Source organism: Leptospira semungkisensis (assembly GCF_004770055.1).
Classification (GTDB): domain Bacteria; phylum Spirochaetota; class Leptospiria; order Leptospirales; family Leptospiraceae; genus Leptospira_B; species Leptospira_B semungkisensis.
In genome coordinates this window covers 1083228-1098530 of record NZ_RQEP01000005.1, presented here as the reverse complement: position 1 = coordinate 1098530, position 15303 = coordinate 1083228, and the positions used below count along the sequence as shown (strand labels likewise).

The 15303-nt window shown below is 42.5% G+C and carries 12 protein-coding genes; 10 read left to right on the top strand and 2 right to left on the bottom strand.

The genetic code is table 11. The features are described from left to right. Positions 1 to 177: 177 nt before the first annotated feature. The 6 genes from EHO59_RS05255 to EHO59_RS05230 all read left to right on the top strand — a co-directional run bounded on the left by EHO59_RS05255 (position 178) and on the right by EHO59_RS05230 (position 5896). Positions 178 to 642, top strand: a complete 465-nt coding sequence (locus tag EHO59_RS05255) for a hypothetical protein (protein ID WP_135585437.1) — start codon at positions 178 to 180, stop codon at positions 640 to 642. Positions 643 to 828: 186 nt separating this feature from the next. After that, the gene (locus tag EHO59_RS05250) at positions 829 to 1284 is read left to right on the top strand and encodes a TIGR04452 family lipoprotein (RefSeq protein WP_135585435.1); all 456 of its coding nucleotides are present in this window, start codon (positions 829 to 831) and stop codon (positions 1282 to 1284) included. A 169-nt stretch (positions 1285 to 1453) separates the two neighbouring features. Continuing rightward, a complete protein-coding gene (locus EHO59_RS05245; RefSeq protein ID WP_135585433.1) occupies positions 1454 to 1915 on the top strand; it encodes a TIGR04452 family lipoprotein in 462 nt (153 codons plus the stop codon). 386 nt (positions 1916 to 2301) lie between these two features. Beyond that, positions 2302 to 2667 (top strand): DoxX family protein, encoded by a 366-nt coding sequence (locus EHO59_RS05240; protein WP_135585431.1) that lies wholly within the window; start codon positions 2302 to 2304, stop codon positions 2665 to 2667. A gap of 60 nt (positions 2668 to 2727) precedes the next feature. Then, a complete protein-coding gene (locus EHO59_RS05235; RefSeq protein ID WP_135585429.1) occupies positions 2728 to 4563 on the top strand; it encodes an OmpA family protein in 1836 nt (611 codons plus the stop codon). A gap of 88 nt (positions 4564 to 4651) precedes the next feature. Further along, positions 4652 to 5896: an FAD-dependent oxidoreductase gene (locus tag EHO59_RS05230; protein ID WP_135585428.1), complete on the top strand. Its 1245-nt coding sequence runs from the start codon at positions 4652 to 4654 to the stop codon at positions 5894 to 5896. A gap of 4 nt (positions 5897 to 5900) precedes the next feature. Here EHO59_RS05230 and EHO59_RS05225 read toward each other — a convergent pair whose 3' ends face one another. Continuing rightward, positions 5901 to 6830, bottom strand: a complete 930-nt coding sequence (locus EHO59_RS05225) for a class I SAM-dependent methyltransferase (RefSeq protein WP_135585426.1) — start codon at positions 6828 to 6830, stop codon at positions 5901 to 5903. 215 nt (positions 6831 to 7045) lie between these two features. Here EHO59_RS05225 and EHO59_RS05220 point away from each other — a divergent pair, with 215 nt between their 5' ends. Next, complete coding sequence (locus tag EHO59_RS05220; RefSeq protein ID WP_135585424.1) at positions 7046 to 9433, top strand: transglycosylase domain-containing protein; 2388 nt, start codon at positions 7046 to 7048, stop codon at positions 9431 to 9433. Here EHO59_RS05220 and EHO59_RS05215 read toward each other — a convergent pair. Continuing rightward, a complete protein-coding gene (locus EHO59_RS05215) occupies positions 9408 to 10910 on the bottom strand; it encodes an ABC transporter substrate-binding protein (protein ID WP_135585422.1) in 1503 nt (500 codons plus the stop codon). The two genes, EHO59_RS05220 and EHO59_RS05215, sit on opposite strands and share 26 nt — an antisense overlap. Positions 10911 to 10919: 9 nt before the next feature. Here EHO59_RS05215 and EHO59_RS05210 point away from each other — a divergent pair, with 9 nt between their 5' ends. The 3 genes from EHO59_RS05210 to EHO59_RS05200 are packed head-to-tail and all read left to right on the top strand — an operon-like array spanning position 10920 to position 15198. Further along, positions 10920 to 12803, top strand: coding sequence for an ABC transporter ATP-binding protein (locus EHO59_RS05210; protein ID WP_135585420.1), 1884 nt, complete (start codon positions 10920 to 10922; stop codon positions 12801 to 12803). Positions 12804 to 12814: 11 nt separating this feature from the next. After that, positions 12815 to 13864, top strand: a complete 1050-nt coding sequence (gene lpxK, locus EHO59_RS05205; RefSeq protein WP_135585418.1) for a tetraacyldisaccharide 4'-kinase — start codon at positions 12815 to 12817, stop codon at positions 13862 to 13864. 53 nt (positions 13865 to 13917) lie between these two features. After that, positions 13918 to 15198 (top strand): LA_0442/LA_0875 N-terminal domain-containing protein, encoded by a 1281-nt coding sequence (locus tag EHO59_RS05200; protein ID WP_135585416.1) that lies wholly within the window; start codon positions 13918 to 13920, stop codon positions 15196 to 15198. Positions 15199 to 15303 lie beyond the last annotated feature (105 nt).

Sequence of the window (15303 nt, the reverse complement as noted above, 5' to 3'; positions counted from 1 at the left end):
TTTTCGCAACAAATCTTAATGTTAAAATATTCTTTAGTTCTTTTTTTCTTCGTTATCCTTTGTACCGAGGGCTGTAGATACGGAATAGCTTCTTACTACTGGCCAAGAAAAATAGAGAACTTTCAAAATACTTATATTAAGTTTCAATTTACGAACCCAAGTCCTCCTAAGATGAGTATGAGAGGAGATGAAAACGAGCATGTATATCAGCTTTTTATCTTCTTTGCGGATAGAAACCCACTTCTTGAAATACCTTCGAGTGTTCATCCTGAAAGTGAATATTGGGAGTCATATTACTCAGATATTAAAAACTTACCGCAAGCAGTGAAATCAGATATAAGGTTTGCATTTGTAGAAGGCTGTGAATATAGAATGCCGACAAATGTGGGGAAGAACGAATATAGATTTTCATTCGTTAGTTACGGTGCTGCGCATACTGGAAGACTGGAAACCACATTAGATCTTCCACCCAATCATTCGATTAGACTTAAGATTATTGAAAAAGGGGCTCCTTACCCTAATCCGCAGACTGCAGAGGAGAGATATGCTAATCAAAGAAGCAAATTTGACTGGTATGAGATTATTCCAACGATAGAAGCAAATCCAAGTGAGGATTTGAAAAAACCGTGTATTGTTAAATGAAACTTAACGGAGCCTGTCACTCATGACCAATGAGTAAATTGAAAAAAATGATTTTGGTTTGCAAACTTACTAAAAAATAGAATTCAACTCAAGCAATCCATTGAGAAAAACGATCGATCAGAAAAGCCGGACCAGATTTGTAAGTATTAGCGAGAGCGATATCGCCTTGCATAATCGAGGAAAGAAATGAAAAGAAAATCAACTGCAATAATCATATTTTTAATAACCTTAATGACCAATTGTTTATTAATCGATGCCGTTGGACTTACAAACACATATAGCGGTGATGAAGCGAAAAAGAAAATTATCGCAGCCGCGAAAGTCGGCGATTATCAGACCGCCCATGCCGCTTTTGCCGCTCAAGGGTACACAGGCTCCGATCTTGAGACGATGACGTTATTAGATATTGTATTAGCTTCAGCTATTGACAATACCGTCATGAAAATTGACTCTTCTAAATATTATAAAAAATTGGATATCGATACTTGCGCCGCATGGGTTGCCACCGTTGGTGTTCATTTAGATTATGACTCCTTTTCAACGTATGCAATGAGTCCGATGTGCCATCTTCATCCAGATGGTGAAATCATTGATGAGAATATTGGAAGTAACTCTAATAGCGCTTATCGAAAGAAAAAGTAGACCCACAAATAGAGCGAGAGAAAGGGATTCGAATTTGATTTCAAAACTAAACAAACTCGCAATCACAATGTTTAACCAAAATGGGATATTATAAAATCTTAATTCGATTTCAATATTTGTTTGAAAAATAATGTGATTCTTTACTACCCTAGCAAGTTAGGAGAAGTAAATGAAAAGAATTTCCGTTATAGCAATCTTGCTATTCGCGAATATGCTGACAAATTGCCTCGTTGTAGATGCCACTGGGCTTACGAATACTTACAAGGGAGATGAAGCAAAAAGAAGAATTATAAATGCCGCAAAATCAGGAGACTATCTTACTGCACGTGCTGCATTTGAGGCGCAAGGGTATACCGGATCTGATCTAACATTTATGACCCTATTGGATATCCTGTTGGTATCTGCAATAGATGGTGCCGTTATTAATATCGATAGTTCCCGCTATTACAAGAAGGGTGATGTGCATGCCTGCGAGGTCCAAATAGCTCTGCTTGGAGTTCAATTAGATACTGATTCATTCTCTACTTACTTAATTAGTCCAGCCTGTGAGTTGAAGCCTGACGGTGAAGTTATCGATGAGAATATGGGTGGTTCTAATAGTCGATATAAGAAAAAGAAAGAATATCTATAGATCTCCCCCGCCAGAGATGCGCAGGGCGCGAAGCGTCCCGAAGGGATGAGCGCTAGCGAACCCGAAGCAGCTCGGTCCCGCGTAGCGGGAGGCGGCCAAAATCTTATCAAAAATTTTTCCCCTCATTTTTTTTCGCTTGTACTTTCTTCGGACTTCCTATAATGACTGGCAAATTCTACGGCAAGGAGTCACAGGCCTATGCTGAAATTTCCCGGTAACCGCACCGACCAGCGAGAGAGAAATCATCCCTTCCCTACTCGCGAGAAATATCTTATCTCTCTTAAGATCGCTAACAAATCTTCCCACTCCAGACAGAAACGGTTTCGTAATAAAAACAGAGAAAAAAGGCAGACCTCTTCCCCCTAGTCGTCTTATCATGGCTTTCCATGGAAAGCATCGACGCTAAATCTATCAGTCTTTGGATCATGGCGACCATCTATACGATCGCCGGCATTCTTCACTTCGTGATCCCTAAATTCTATATGAGGATCATGCCTCCTTGGGTCCCGTATCATAAATTTATGGTACAAGTGAGCGGCATCGCGGAGATCGCATTGGGTCTTGGGCTCTTCTTCCCTCAGACAAAAGTGTTGGCTGCTTGGGGAGTGGTTCTTCTTCTCGTCGCAGTCTTTCCTGCGAATATCTATCATTTCCAATCCAGAACTCGCAAGGATCCTCCTACTTGGGCATTGATCCTTCGTCTACCTGTACAGCTTGTTCTGATCTATTGGGCGTATACGTTTACGTATTGATTTCCGGAAATTTTTCTTTTCCAATCTTCGGCTTGGAGTAAAATCCTCCGAAGATACTCTATGCGCCTTCGCTTCTCATTCCTTCTTCTATTCGTATCTCTTTCTTCTTCCTCTCTCATGGGCGAAGAAAGAGTCGTCGAAGGCAAACTCATGCAATTCGGACGAATGATCCATGTGGGAGAAGAATTCGTCCAAATCTTATCCAACGATCTCAGTCCCGAACTCTCCAAACTTCATAACCAAACTCTTCGTATTCTTTGTGAGATGAAAGGTGCAAACTGCGAACCGATACGTTATGATATCTTTCCTTTTTCGGAGAGCAAGGGTCTCACTGATTGGAGCTTGAAAAAGATCCCAAGCTATGTGAATCGAAGCCAGTTCGCCTTCAATCCCACTGTTACTCCTGATGGCAAATCTCTCTTTTGGACTGTGAACGCAAAGAAGGGCTCCTACGGAGTACAAAGAATTTGGTCTGCAGAAAAGGATGAGAAAGGGTTCTGGAAGGACGGAAGAGAAATGTCGCCTCCTCTCAATAACGATCTTCACTCTGCAGTGATCTCTGTTTTGCCGAGCAATAATGAATTGGTCGTCTTCGGTTCCTTTGGAGACCAGGAATTGATCAAGGCGATCGACGAGGAATATAGCGAGAAGGAAAGAGAACTCGCAAGAACCGTTCGAGATGACCGCGAATTCCTTTCTAAAGTCGAAGATCTGAAACATGAATTTCTAAAAAAGAAAAGCATAATACAGAATCGAGTCCCTTTGTACAGAAGCTACAAAGAGAACGGTTTCTGGTCCAATCCTTCTATCATCAATTTTCCGAATTTCAATAATCTCTATCGCAAAAAGGGCGCTTCTATTTTCGGCGGCTCCACTCTTTCTTCTTCCGGAAGAATCCTTATTTATTCCGTGCAGCAACCAGATTCCATGGGCAAACTAGATCTATATGTGAGCATCCAAAAGGACGACGGTTCCTTTCCTGTGGGAACTAATTTGGGCGACATGATCAACACGGAAGAAGAAGAAAAAGCTCCGTTTCTCGCAGGAGATGATCGCACTTTATATTTCTGCAGCGACGGCCATAAAGGTCTTTCGGTTTACGTTACCAAAAGAATCGGCGAAGGCTGGGACCAATGGACAAAGCCTGTCGAAGTTTCTGCCAATCTGAAGGGAGTGAACTTCTTCTCCATTCCGGTAAATAGTCATTGGGCATTCGTAAGTAAGGAAGGCCAGTTGTATATGGCTTATCTTCCCAAAGCATTCCGTCCGAATCCTGTCGTATTCTTAAGCGGCAAGGTCTTGGACGAAGAAGGCAAACCCTTGGACGCAGAAATACATTACGAATCCTTAACACGTTTAGAAAAGAGAGGAAGCGCAAAAAGCGATTCTAAGACTGGATCCTTTAGTCTTGTTCTTCCTTATGGAGAAAAATACGGCTTCTATGCCCAGAAAGAAGGCCATCTTCCAGTTTCTAAAAATGTGGATCTGACCGAAACCAAAGAAGAAGATCTAAAGATGGAAGTAGAGTTTCGTCTTCCTGTTCTTGCGGTAGGTAGACAGATTCTTTTGAATAATATCTTTTTTGATACGAAGAAGATTGAGATCTCCAAGGATTCCGAGCCGGAGTTGGATCGTTTAGCCGGAGTATTAAGATCGAATCCCAAACTCAAGATCCTGATCGAGGGCCATACGGACAATGTGGGCAAGAAGAAGGACAACCAGGAACTTTCCGAGAGCAGAGCAAGAGTAGTCGCCGAATACCTCATGTCTAAACATAATATTGCCGAAGACCGAGTGAAAGTGATAGGTTACGGAGACTCCCAACCCATCTCTTCTAACGATACTCCGGAAGAAAGACAAAAGAACAGAAGAGTAGTTTTACAAATTACTGACTAATGTTGTTCAGTTCGTTTTTTGTAGTCTTCCCTCCAGAAAGAACGCTTTTACCTTGAACTTTTCGTTTGAAAAACCATTCTAATCTCGAATGAAAATCGCTGTGATCGGAAGCGGGATCGCTGGCCTTAGTGCTTGCTGGTATCTCGGCAAAGAGCATGAAGTCACTCTTATAGAGAAGCATGCTTTAGTTGGAATGGATGCTCATGGAACGGATCTTAGATCCAATGGAAATCATATCCGAGTGGATGTTCCATTCAGAGCCTTCAAAAGAAATTATTATCCCTGCTTATTGGATCTTTATGGAGAAGCCGGCATAGAAGTCCGTCCGGTAGATTATTCTTTTTCTCTGAATTACAATGATGGCACCACATATTTCGGATTCTCCACTTTGGGAATCGGAAATGAATTTGTGCCTCTTCCTTACTTAGCATGCTTTACGAATCGTAAATCCAGAAGGATCTTTTCGGATGCGATCCGATTCTATGACGAATCTGAAAAAGAATTTTTGAGTCTGGGAAATGAGCAGCTTACTATCTCCGAATTTTTAAGAAGGTTCGGTTATTCCCAGGAGTTCGAAGATCTATATCTGATTCCTATGTTCTCCACCATCAACACTTGCACTTCCGAAAGCGCTAAGAATTATCCTGCGGAAGCTGTGATCGGATATCATTCTCAAGGACTGAAATTCTTAAGGTTCTTAACTCCTCTCAAAGGCACAAGAGATGTTACGGAACGACTTTCTACAAGGGCAAGCTCAGTTCGTTTAAATACCGGTCCTAAAAAAATCGTTTTAGAAAAAGATAAAGTAAAATTGGTTTTTGATAAAGGAGACGAATTATTCGACCGTGTAGTGGTTGCGGCCCCTGCAAACCAAGCGATCCCTATTCTTCCGGACGAATACTCCAAGGAGAAGGAATTACTCTCTCGTCTCAAATACGAGGCTTCCGAAGTTGTCACTCACTCCGATCAGAAATTCATGCCTAAGAGAAAAAGACATTGGGCTCCCATGTGCTTCTCTCTTTCTGAAGATAAGTCCAGTGCAACTGCTACTATCTTCTTGAATAAGGTACTCCCTTCGATGAATGGAAGCGCCGTCTTTCAAACTTGGAATCCGTTAACAGAACCTGAAAATGTGATCAGTAGATCCAGATTTGAAAGACCTGTAATCGATCTAGATTGCAGAAAGACTCTTTCTGATCTGAAAAATCTACAAGACATTCCAGGCAAGAAGGTTTGGCTCTGTGGTTCTTATGCAAGATACGGGATCCCTCTTTTAGAAGCAGGAGTTTCTACTTCTTTAGATGTGAAGAGTTGGGTGGACAGGTCTCGTTAATCCTTTATGCCAAAGGATCAGATTCCGGCTTACGGACCTTATACATCCAATATTCAAAATGTTTTTTGATCGTTTCTGAAGCGAGGTATTCCGCCAACATCTCGTAGCGACCCTTTAAACTCTGAGGAATTCTAGAAGAAGGGTCTTTTATATGAGAAAAAAGAAAATTAGAAAATCCTGAAAAAACAAAAGGATCTATCCTCTCTATTGTCTCCAAACGAAATCCCTTGCTTGAGTATAAGGAAAGAATTCCCTCTGCGTTACTCAAATCTCCCGAAATAGAAGCCAATCGAATGATCAAGGAACGCTTTAAGATCTCAAAGAAAGTATTCTTTCTATCTGCAAGTAAGATCTCCGCCGAGGCAAACACTCCTCCCGGCTTCAGAATACGATACACTTCTTCACTCCAAGACTTTCGATTGGGAATGAAATACAAACTGTCCAGTCCAAGAACGGAATCGAAATAATTCTCCGGGAATTTGGAGAGAGCCTTCACACTTCCTAAGATCAGATTGGGAGAAGACTCCGAGTTTTTATATCGGGATCTTGTATATTCGTATTGGGACTTGGAAACATTGATCCCATAAATATTCTGAATGGAGACACCGAACTCTTTCTCCCAGACCTGAAATTGATCTCCACATCCGAAGCCTAGATCCAAAATCCTGGATCCGGGTCCAAGTTCTCCTAGAGTTCCTAGATGATTTGCTAAATGTTCGCAGGCCTTTCCATAACGAACCTCTTCCTTCCAATATCCTAGATTGGCCCAGGAGCTTCCTTCATCGTTTAAGTATAGATGAGATAGGTCCGTAGGAATCCCTTCCTTCGAACGTAAAAGTGTTTTCATCCGACTGAAGAAAGAAGGCTTAGGAGGACGAGCCGAAGTCGGAAACGAAAAATCTGAAATTTCTCTTTTTAAGGGACGATCTTCCATATTTTTCTTTAGAGATCCCTCTCTATCGAAACAGTATTGGACATAGATCCAAAAAACTGTCTACAATAATCGAATCTCCTTCTTGTCCGCCAATCCCATGTCCGAGGATATTCCTTTCAAACGGTTGTGGGAACTCACAAAAGATCCTACAAAAATCGGCAAAAAAAATCCTTTTCATTCCCTAAGATTCAAAGGAAAACCTACCGACGGACACCATGAATAAAGATCGCATATTGGCCATTCTCTCCTCCTTATTTCATTATACTCAAAAGAATTGGAGATCACTCTTAAAATACTCGATCGTCGCGGGAGCGATCATCGCAGCATTCCTGATAGGCGGTTCTTATGTTGTCTGGCTCACCAAGCAAGAGGACGTGATCCGAAATTTAGAAACCTTTCAAAGAGAGGTTTCTGATGCATACGATCCGAACGCAATCAAACCGATCCGAATCTTGGACAAGAATGGAAAATTGATCGGAGAATTTTCTCGCAGAAAATTCAGACCTATCCGCACTGACAATCTAGCAAATCACGGAAATCTAATATGGGCTCTTCTCAGTTCAGAAGACAGGGATTTCTACGAACACAATGGAGTCAATTTCACAGCTCTCGCGAGAGCGATCGTAGTGAATCTTACCACTTTTCGAAAGCAAGGTGGCTCTACACTTACCCAACAATTAGCAAAACTCACCTTGGATCTGGGAGCGCGAAACGTATTCAATAAGCTCACAGAGTTTTACTGCACCTTCTATTTAGAAAGCAGGTTCGATAAGAATACGATACTTGCTATGTATCTGAATCGCATCTTCTTGGGAGAAGGAAATACAGGAGTCGAAGAGGCTTCTAGATACTACTTTAATAAACCTGCATACGAATTGACTCCTGCAGAAGCGGCCCTTCTCATCGGGACAATTCCTGCTCCTTCCAATTATAACGCGGTGAGAAACCCGGTCATCGCTTTGAAACGCCAAAAGATGGTGATGACCGTCATGGGCCAGAACAAAAACCTACATCCCAATCCTAAATCCATCGAAAGAGATTTTGAGAAGAAGGTGGATTCGAATATCCGTAAGTTTAGAGCCGCCTATTCGGTCGAAGAAACCAAAGAAGAAGGAGATAAGATCAGCATCATCTCCGATATAGGAAAGTACGGTTTCGATAAAGACTTCACAGTGAACCTCGCGCCCGACTTCAACTTCGGGATCCGTCAATTCGTGATCGAGAACTTCTCCGAAGTAGATCTCGAAAGCAGAGGAATGAACGTATACACCACTCTGGATTACGACAAACAAGAAGCAGCGGAGCGTTCTCTAAGAGAAGGAATCGAATCCGTTCGTAAAAAACTTACAGAAGAAAAGCTCGCCTACTTAAAAGCAGGAAAAACGGACGAGGTATCCATCGAGAACAAGATCATAGAGAACATGAACGGAAGCCTGATCTCCATCAATCCTTCTAACGGCTATGTGGAAGCGATGGTGGGTAGTTACAAAATTTCTAATATATTCAGATTGAACCGTGCGATCTCAGCCGTCCGTCAACCAGGGTCCGCAATCAAAGGACTCATATATCTTCTCGCATTCGAGAAGAGACTTGCCACACCTACTTCCATCGTAGTGGATGAACCGGTTCAGATCAGAGGCTACGCTCCTAAAAACTGGTACAAGGGTTACCGAGGCCAGATGCAGGTCCGCGTTGCATTCGCTCAATCGGTAAATACAGTCGCAGTGCGTTTCATGGACGAGATAGGAGTAAGTGATTTCATTTCCACATTAGGAAAGATACTCGATCTGGATCGTTCCGAGTTAAACAGAAGATTCCAACCCAACTTAACATTGGCATTAGGCTCTGGAGAGGTATCTCCCAAAGAACTCGCAACTATCTACGCAACCATCGCCAATCTAGGAAAGAAAGTAAAACCCATAGAAATATTAAGAATTACTGATTTTGAAGGATCGGAATTATTTTCGATTCCTCCTTTTGATCCTAAGGATGCAGAACAGATCCTGGATCCGGTAGCCTGCGCAATGACTCTTAACTTGTTAGAGGCAGTTGTCTCCGAAGAAGGAACACTAAAAGTTGCCGTAAAAGAAGGAGATAAATTTCCTCTTGGTGGCAAAACCGGAACAGTCCAGTCTCCTAAAGAAGCCCAACAGCGCTGGGGAAAAAGAAAAGGAGTCCGAGATGTATGGTTCGCAGGAGTGAATCCGAACCTAGTGACTTCTGTCTGGGTGGGCAACGATGTGGGAGCTCCTTTTCCAGGCTCCGGTTCTGCAAACAGCGGTTCCATCTGGTTCAGATATGTTTCTCATGTTGCGAGAACCATCGGTTTCGGAGAAAGTCTGATTCCTTCGTTTAACGGAGATTATGTGAAAGTAGATATTTGCGCAGAGACCGGCGGATTATTGTCCAACGAAGCGGACTGTAAGCATCCTCTCTACGGACAGTACTATTACGTAGGCGACCAACCCACTTCTAATGCCAGCACGAACACTGCCAACCAAACAGACACGACTTCTCCTTCAGGAAGCGAAGAAGCATTGTCTGGCGAAGATGCAGTAGAATTGGATCTGCCTGAGACTAGAGAAAATTCGAGCGAAGAGTAGAATTTCCTTCTACTCTATCTCCGACTAGATACAACTCAAAAGGTGACCAAAGAAAGATCCAAGGCGCCTCTTCTGAAAGAATAGAGAGTGTCTTTTCCGTTTGAGGTCTAAGATCCGATCGATCCGTGGACCTTACATCCTCGAAAATCTTTTGCAAAGAAGGATCAGAGAAGAAGGCTCGATTGCCTCCATTCCCAAAACGATCTCCTGCAAATAAAGGATCCAAGAAACCCCAAGGTCCAGGAATATCCGCAAACCAAAAGAGAAGAGTCAGGTCTCCCTTTCCTTCTCCATTCTCCTTATACAAAATCGCCTTCTCCATAGGAAGGATCTTGATTTTCAATCCGAGTTCTTTCAGATCTTGAACGATTGCAGCTCCATTCGCTTGGTTCTCTTCGTCCCCTCTCATCCTAAATTCCAATTCTCTCTCTAAGATCTTCGGATAACAGGAAGACTGGGATAGATATTTCTTCGCCAAACTGGGATTATGCGGATATGATTCTTCTGGTTTAGTCCATGCATTCGCAACAGTTTGGGGGAAGGGGCCGACGGAAACCTCAGCCTTGCCTTCTAACAAAACCTTTATGATGCGCCTTTTATCTACGGAATAATTTAAGGCTTTTCTAAAATTCTTATCGAAGCATTTATCCTTGGCATTGATCGCAACGTATTGTACACCGCCTCCTTTGCGAACAGAGATATGATCCTCTTGCACCATGGAGTTACGAGCAAGAAAGATCGGCAGCTTCATCAGATCCAATTCATCCTTCCTATACAAATACAAACCTGTACTCGCCTGCGGAAGAATTCGGAACAATATCTCCGAAACCGAAGCATTCGGATCGCTAGCGACCAATCGAATATAATTATTTCTCTTCCATTCAAAAACTTTAAAGTCTCCACAAGCCTTCTCCGGAGATCCACAATCGATCCAAGCTTGAGGAAGAGAAAGTTTTTCTAAAGCTTCTCTCAAACCTCCTTCGAAATAGATCTCTAGAGAGAAATCGGAGAGTATTCTTCCTCCTTTTAGGAAAGAGTACGTGCTTCTTCTCGGCCCGGGAGTGTTTCTTAATTTTTCTAAGGAAGCTAAAACGATTCCTGCAGAAATCTTTCTCTGATCTACTTCTGAGTTTTTTAATTCTAAGACAAGTCCTCTAGCCTTAGGATCTCTTCTTTCGGATAACTTGTATGATCTCACGAGAGAAGGGACCGGAACACCTTCCTCATTCATCTCGAATAATTTAGGTGAGATATATTTTAGAATAATTCGAGAAGATAAGTCCGTGGATCGGAAAGGCTCCAAAGAAATAGGATCAGATGGCAGCGAAAACACCAGTTTTCCGGGGATTCTCTCCGCTTTTCCGCAATGACAAAAAAGAAGGGACAAAAGAAGGAAAGCCACAGAAAAGGTAAGAGTCGGTTTCGTTTTTGCCTGAGAAAGGCTCGGAGCCGCATCTAGAAAGCTAGGATAAAACATTCCGGACCTATGAACGTCTATAGACGCCTCTTGGGGTATTCCTTCAAGTATAAATACAGACTGATCACCGGGGTCGTACTATCCTTTCTCGTCTCCGTACTAAATGGAGCGTCCTTAACCAGTATCATCCCTATCTTCGATGCGATCGGAAAAGGCGGCAAAGCCGACTTTCAGATCACTCTTACAAAAAAAGACAGATCCGTTTTAGAAATACAAAACTCAGGCAAGGAAGTAGAAGGCGTTCAGAAACTAGAATTGATCCTTGCGGAAGCAAAGGTAGGCGCTAACGGATATTTATCTTCTCTTCCTAAAGACGAATTAGTACTTCTTTTTTGTTTGTTCATCTTTCCGATCTATTTGGCAAAGCTTCTTTTCCTCGCAGGTGCAGTGTACTGCATCAACTCGGGAGGATATCTCGCCGTCAGGGATTTGCGACTCGAGCTATATTCCAAGGCCCAAGAACTTCCTCTCAATCAGTTCGTGCAGGAAAAGACGGGAATTTTCATGAGTAGGATCATCAACGATGTTGAGGTCTTGGCAAAGTTGATCAGCTCGGACTTGAAAGATGCAATTGTAGACTTCTTCTATATCATAACTCACTTGCTCATCCTCCTCATCATCAGTTGGGAAATGTTTGTTGCGGTTCTCGTAATCGTTCCGTTGATCATGGGACCGGTAACTTCTTTCGCAGATAGAATTCGCAAGGCCACACGCAACCAACAGGAAAGATTATCCGCTTTGAACGGTCACTTGCAGGAAGTCATCTCAGGGATCCGAGTCATCCGAGCCTTCTCCATGGAGAAGACCGAAGCTGGCAGATTCTGGGAGATCAATAACGATCTCTCCGAGAAAACATTCAAGGGACATTTTTATCATCAGATCGGTCCTTCCTTAGTGGAACTTTCCAGTTCAATTGTCGCGGTAATTTTCTTAGGCTTCGGAGCCTATTTAATGGAACTAAGACAATTCTCTTTAGGAGACTTCATGGTCTTCTTCTTAACTCTTGTGTTCCTTACTAGACCGTTCAAGCAAATGGGAATGCTATCCAACTCTATCCAAAGTGCGGTCGCCGCAGGAAACAGAGTATTCGAAATGCTGGATAGCGAAACGGATATCAAACAACCTGCAAATCCGATCCTTCCTAAAAGACTTTCTAAAGAATTAAAATTCGAATCCGTAGGTTACACATATCCGGGAGCAAAAACACCTGCGCTCTCCGATCTGAATCTTACTATTCCGAAAGGCGCCACAGTTGCGTTAGTCGGAGCTTCCGGTGCAGGAAAGTCCACCATCGTGGATCTAATTCCTAGATTGGTTGATCCAAGCGAAGGCTCCATCACTTGGGACGGAACCGATCTAAGAAATTTGGACCTTGCTGCATTACGCAAAAAAGTCTCTATCGTAAACCAACAGGTATTTCTATTCAACGGAACCATCAGAGAGAATATCTGCTACGGAACCGAAAACGTCTCCGAAGAAAAAATGAGAGAAGCTTCCGAGATGGCATTTGCCACCGACTTCATCCTTTCCTTTGAAGATGGATTCGACACGGTGGTGGGAGAAAGAGGGGTCATGCTATCCGGAGGCCAAAGACAAAGGATCTCGATAGCAAGGGCATTATTGAATAATCCAGAGATATTGATCCTGGATGAAGCTACCTCTGCGTTAGACACAGAATCCGAAAGAGTGGTCCAACAGGCACTCGAGTCCTTATACAAAAATAGGACCGTACTTATCATTGCGCATAGACTTTCCACAGTGCAGATCGCAGATACTATCTTTGCTATGGAAGCAGGAAAAGTGGTAGAATACGGATCTCATTCCGAGCTGATCCGCCTGGATGGAAAATACAAGAAATTATACGAAATGCAATTCGCCGAGTCTCCGACTTAAGAGGCAGAGCCATGCTTTCCTTTCTTAGAATCCTATTCTTTCCTATTCTTTATCCTCTCAGTCTAGTCTATAAGATCCTTTTCTATTTGGATAGACGTCTTAAAAAGACAAAGACTCTTCCGAATGCATTTACAATCAGCGTAGGAAATTTCAGTGTGGGAGGAACCGGCAAAACTCCTTTTACCATCCATCTCGCAAATTTACTTCATTCAGAATTTCCTAAAGTACCCATCCTAATATTGACTCGAGGTTACGGCTCTTCCGGTTCAGGGATCCGAAGAGTGGATCCTAGTTCGGAACCTTCTCAAGTAGGCGATGAACCTTATTTATTAAAAAAGAATCTGCCCTTTGTGAATGTCTATGTAGGAAGCAATCGCTACGAGTCCTATTTGCAATACCGTAAAGATGAGAGTTTGAAAGAGAATGATATCGTCTTCGCATTGTTAGATGACGGATTCCAACACCATGCGCTCGCAAGAGATTTGGATCTGGTGCTTTTGGATTGCACTCGGATTTCCAAAATGGATTTCGTACTTCCGCTAGGACTTCTTAGAGAATCCTATTCTTCCATTTCGAGAGCGGATGTTTTGATCGCGTCCAAATACCAAAGAGAGTTCGAAACGGATCTCTCCGATTGGATCTCCAAGTACAAACCCAAACATACCTTCAAATTTCAATTCGAATCCAAAGAATTAGTATCTCTCGGTTCTTCTTCTAAATTAAAAACGGATCAATTGGCGGGGAAGTCAGTGTATGCAGTCGCAGGACTCGGCAATCCTACCCCATTTTGGAGATCCTTAAGCGATTTAGGTCCTTCTCAATTGAAAACCAAAGCCTTTCCCGATCATCATTCTTATACTCAGAATGATGTATTAGAAATCTCGAGAGACTCGGAGAACTTCGATCTGATCGTCTGCACAGAAAAGGACGCGGTGAAAATTTCCCGCTTACTAAATTCCTCTAAAACTAGTTCTAAATGGTTTTATTTGGCCCTGCAAACCTCCTTACCTTCCAAAAAAGATCTGGCAGAATTGATAAAAAAGAAATTTCCAAATAGATAAAAACGCTTTTCTTTACATTAAAACTCTTTAAGATCTTCAATCTTGCTCAGGTTATGATGAGAAAGAAACTCGCATTTCTAATTTGTTTATTCCTTCTTCCGTATTCCGTATTTTCGGAACCGCAAACGATCTATTTGCGAAACGGCAAGACATTGAAAGGAGAAATCCTTAACCAAACCGCAACCTATATAGAGCTGGAATTGCCGAACAAGGAAGTGCAAAGGATCCAAAAGGTTACGATTCTTAGGATCGCCTATAAGGATGGAACCACTCCTCCTCCCGAAAAGAAACCGGAACCGATCCCAGAAAAGCCTCCAGAGCCGGCAGTTGTTCCTCCTCCTGTGGTAGCGCCTCCTCCCGTAGCAAAAGTGTACAAGAGAGTCGTCAGAAATCCTTTGGAAAGAAATTTCTTAGAATTCTATGCAGGTGGTGGCGGTGGAAAAGATGATTCTCATGCTATAAATCTCTATTATAAGTACCAGAATATTTTTGCAGTGGTCACGAACGGGACACCTTTCCTTTTAACTAAGGGACCGAATCAAACTCCGAATGGAGCAGGCACCGCAGGCATCGCATATAAATTCAAAAGGTTTTCGATAGAAGCTGGGGGAATGAGCACTCACTCTTCTTCTACTTCACAAAATATAGGACCAGAAGCCCAACTTATCCTAGTCACAGGAACATATCCTCAAGAACTAAAGGCAGGAATGTTCAAAACGTCTTATTCTCTTCTGGCAAAGCCGAATTTCGAACTCTATCCTACGATCGGTTACACAAGAATTTGGAATAAGACTACGGACGATCAATCCACAGTCTTCCAACCGAGTAACGTAACAGGATACTCTATCTTCCATTCTTCCGAGCAATTAAAAGGAGGCACCTTTGGCCTTGGCTTCGCTTACTTACTCGGATCCAAATTCGAAGCAAGATTGGAAGTGGAAAGAATGCAATTGAAGGGAAACCAAACTCTTCATCAGCAATATTCAGTTACTACTTTGGCAATTCCTACGCAGCCACTCATCCTTCCTGCAGATTACACCTTTAGTTGGAAGGCTACAGGAAATCATGTTTCCTTAAAGCTAAGTTATTTCTGGAGAATGGGTCTTGGTTTCTGGATCAGATACGACAGTTACCAATGGAATTATTCTCTCCAAGATGGAACATTCCCTTCCGTCATCAAGCCTGGAGATCCGGCGCCTTCTCTCCTTCAAGCAACGCAATTGAATTTGCAAGACAAGGCAATTGCAGGATCTGTAGGAAGTGTTTCTAAGGCGACCACTCTGCAGATAGGAATTTCCAAAGCATTGAATTTCGGACCGGAAGAAGATTTCTAAAATTCTTTTGCCATCTTTGCATCATTAAGCGAATAACAATTTTTTCTGTAGCGCCTACTATATTGAGGAATTGCATTTCTGGTTAGTCAATTTATTGCTTGAATA

Bases quoted from the DNA above. Each gene is read 5' to 3' on its own strand.
- EHO59_RS05255 (WP_135585437.1), top strand. From the start codon at position 178: ATGAGAGGAGATGAAAACGAGCATGTATATCAGCTTTTTATCTTCTTT.
- EHO59_RS05250 (WP_135585435.1), top strand. From the start codon at position 829: ATGAAAAGAAAATCAACTGCAATAATCATATTTTTAATAACCTTAATG.
- EHO59_RS05245 (WP_135585433.1), top strand. From the start codon at position 1,454: ATGAAAAGAATTTCCGTTATAGCAATCTTGCTATTCGCGAATATGCTG.
- EHO59_RS05240 (WP_135585431.1), top strand. From the start codon at position 2,302: ATGGAAAGCATCGACGCTAAATCTATCAGTCTTTGGATCATGGCGACC.
- EHO59_RS05235 (WP_135585429.1), top strand. From the start codon at position 2,728: ATGCGCCTTCGCTTCTCATTCCTTCTTCTATTCGTATCTCTTTCTTCT.
- EHO59_RS05230 (WP_135585428.1), top strand. From the start codon at position 4,652: ATGAAAATCGCTGTGATCGGAAGCGGGATCGCTGGCCTTAGTGCTTGC.
- EHO59_RS05225 (WP_135585426.1), bottom strand. From the start codon at position 6,830: ATGGAAGATCGTCCCTTAAAAAGAGAAATTTCAGATTTTTCGTTTCCG.
- EHO59_RS05220 (WP_135585424.1), top strand. From the start codon at position 7,046: ATGAATAAAGATCGCATATTGGCCATTCTCTCCTCCTTATTTCATTAT.
- EHO59_RS05215 (WP_135585422.1), bottom strand. From the start codon at position 10,910: ATGTTTTATCCTAGCTTTCTAGATGCGGCTCCGAGCCTTTCTCAGGCA.
- EHO59_RS05210 (WP_135585420.1), top strand. From the start codon at position 10,920: ATGAACGTCTATAGACGCCTCTTGGGGTATTCCTTCAAGTATAAATAC.
- lpxK (WP_135585418.1), top strand. From the start codon at position 12,815: ATGCTTTCCTTTCTTAGAATCCTATTCTTTCCTATTCTTTATCCTCTC.
- EHO59_RS05200 (WP_135585416.1), top strand. From the start codon at position 13,918: ATGATGAGAAAGAAACTCGCATTTCTAATTTGTTTATTCCTTCTTCCG.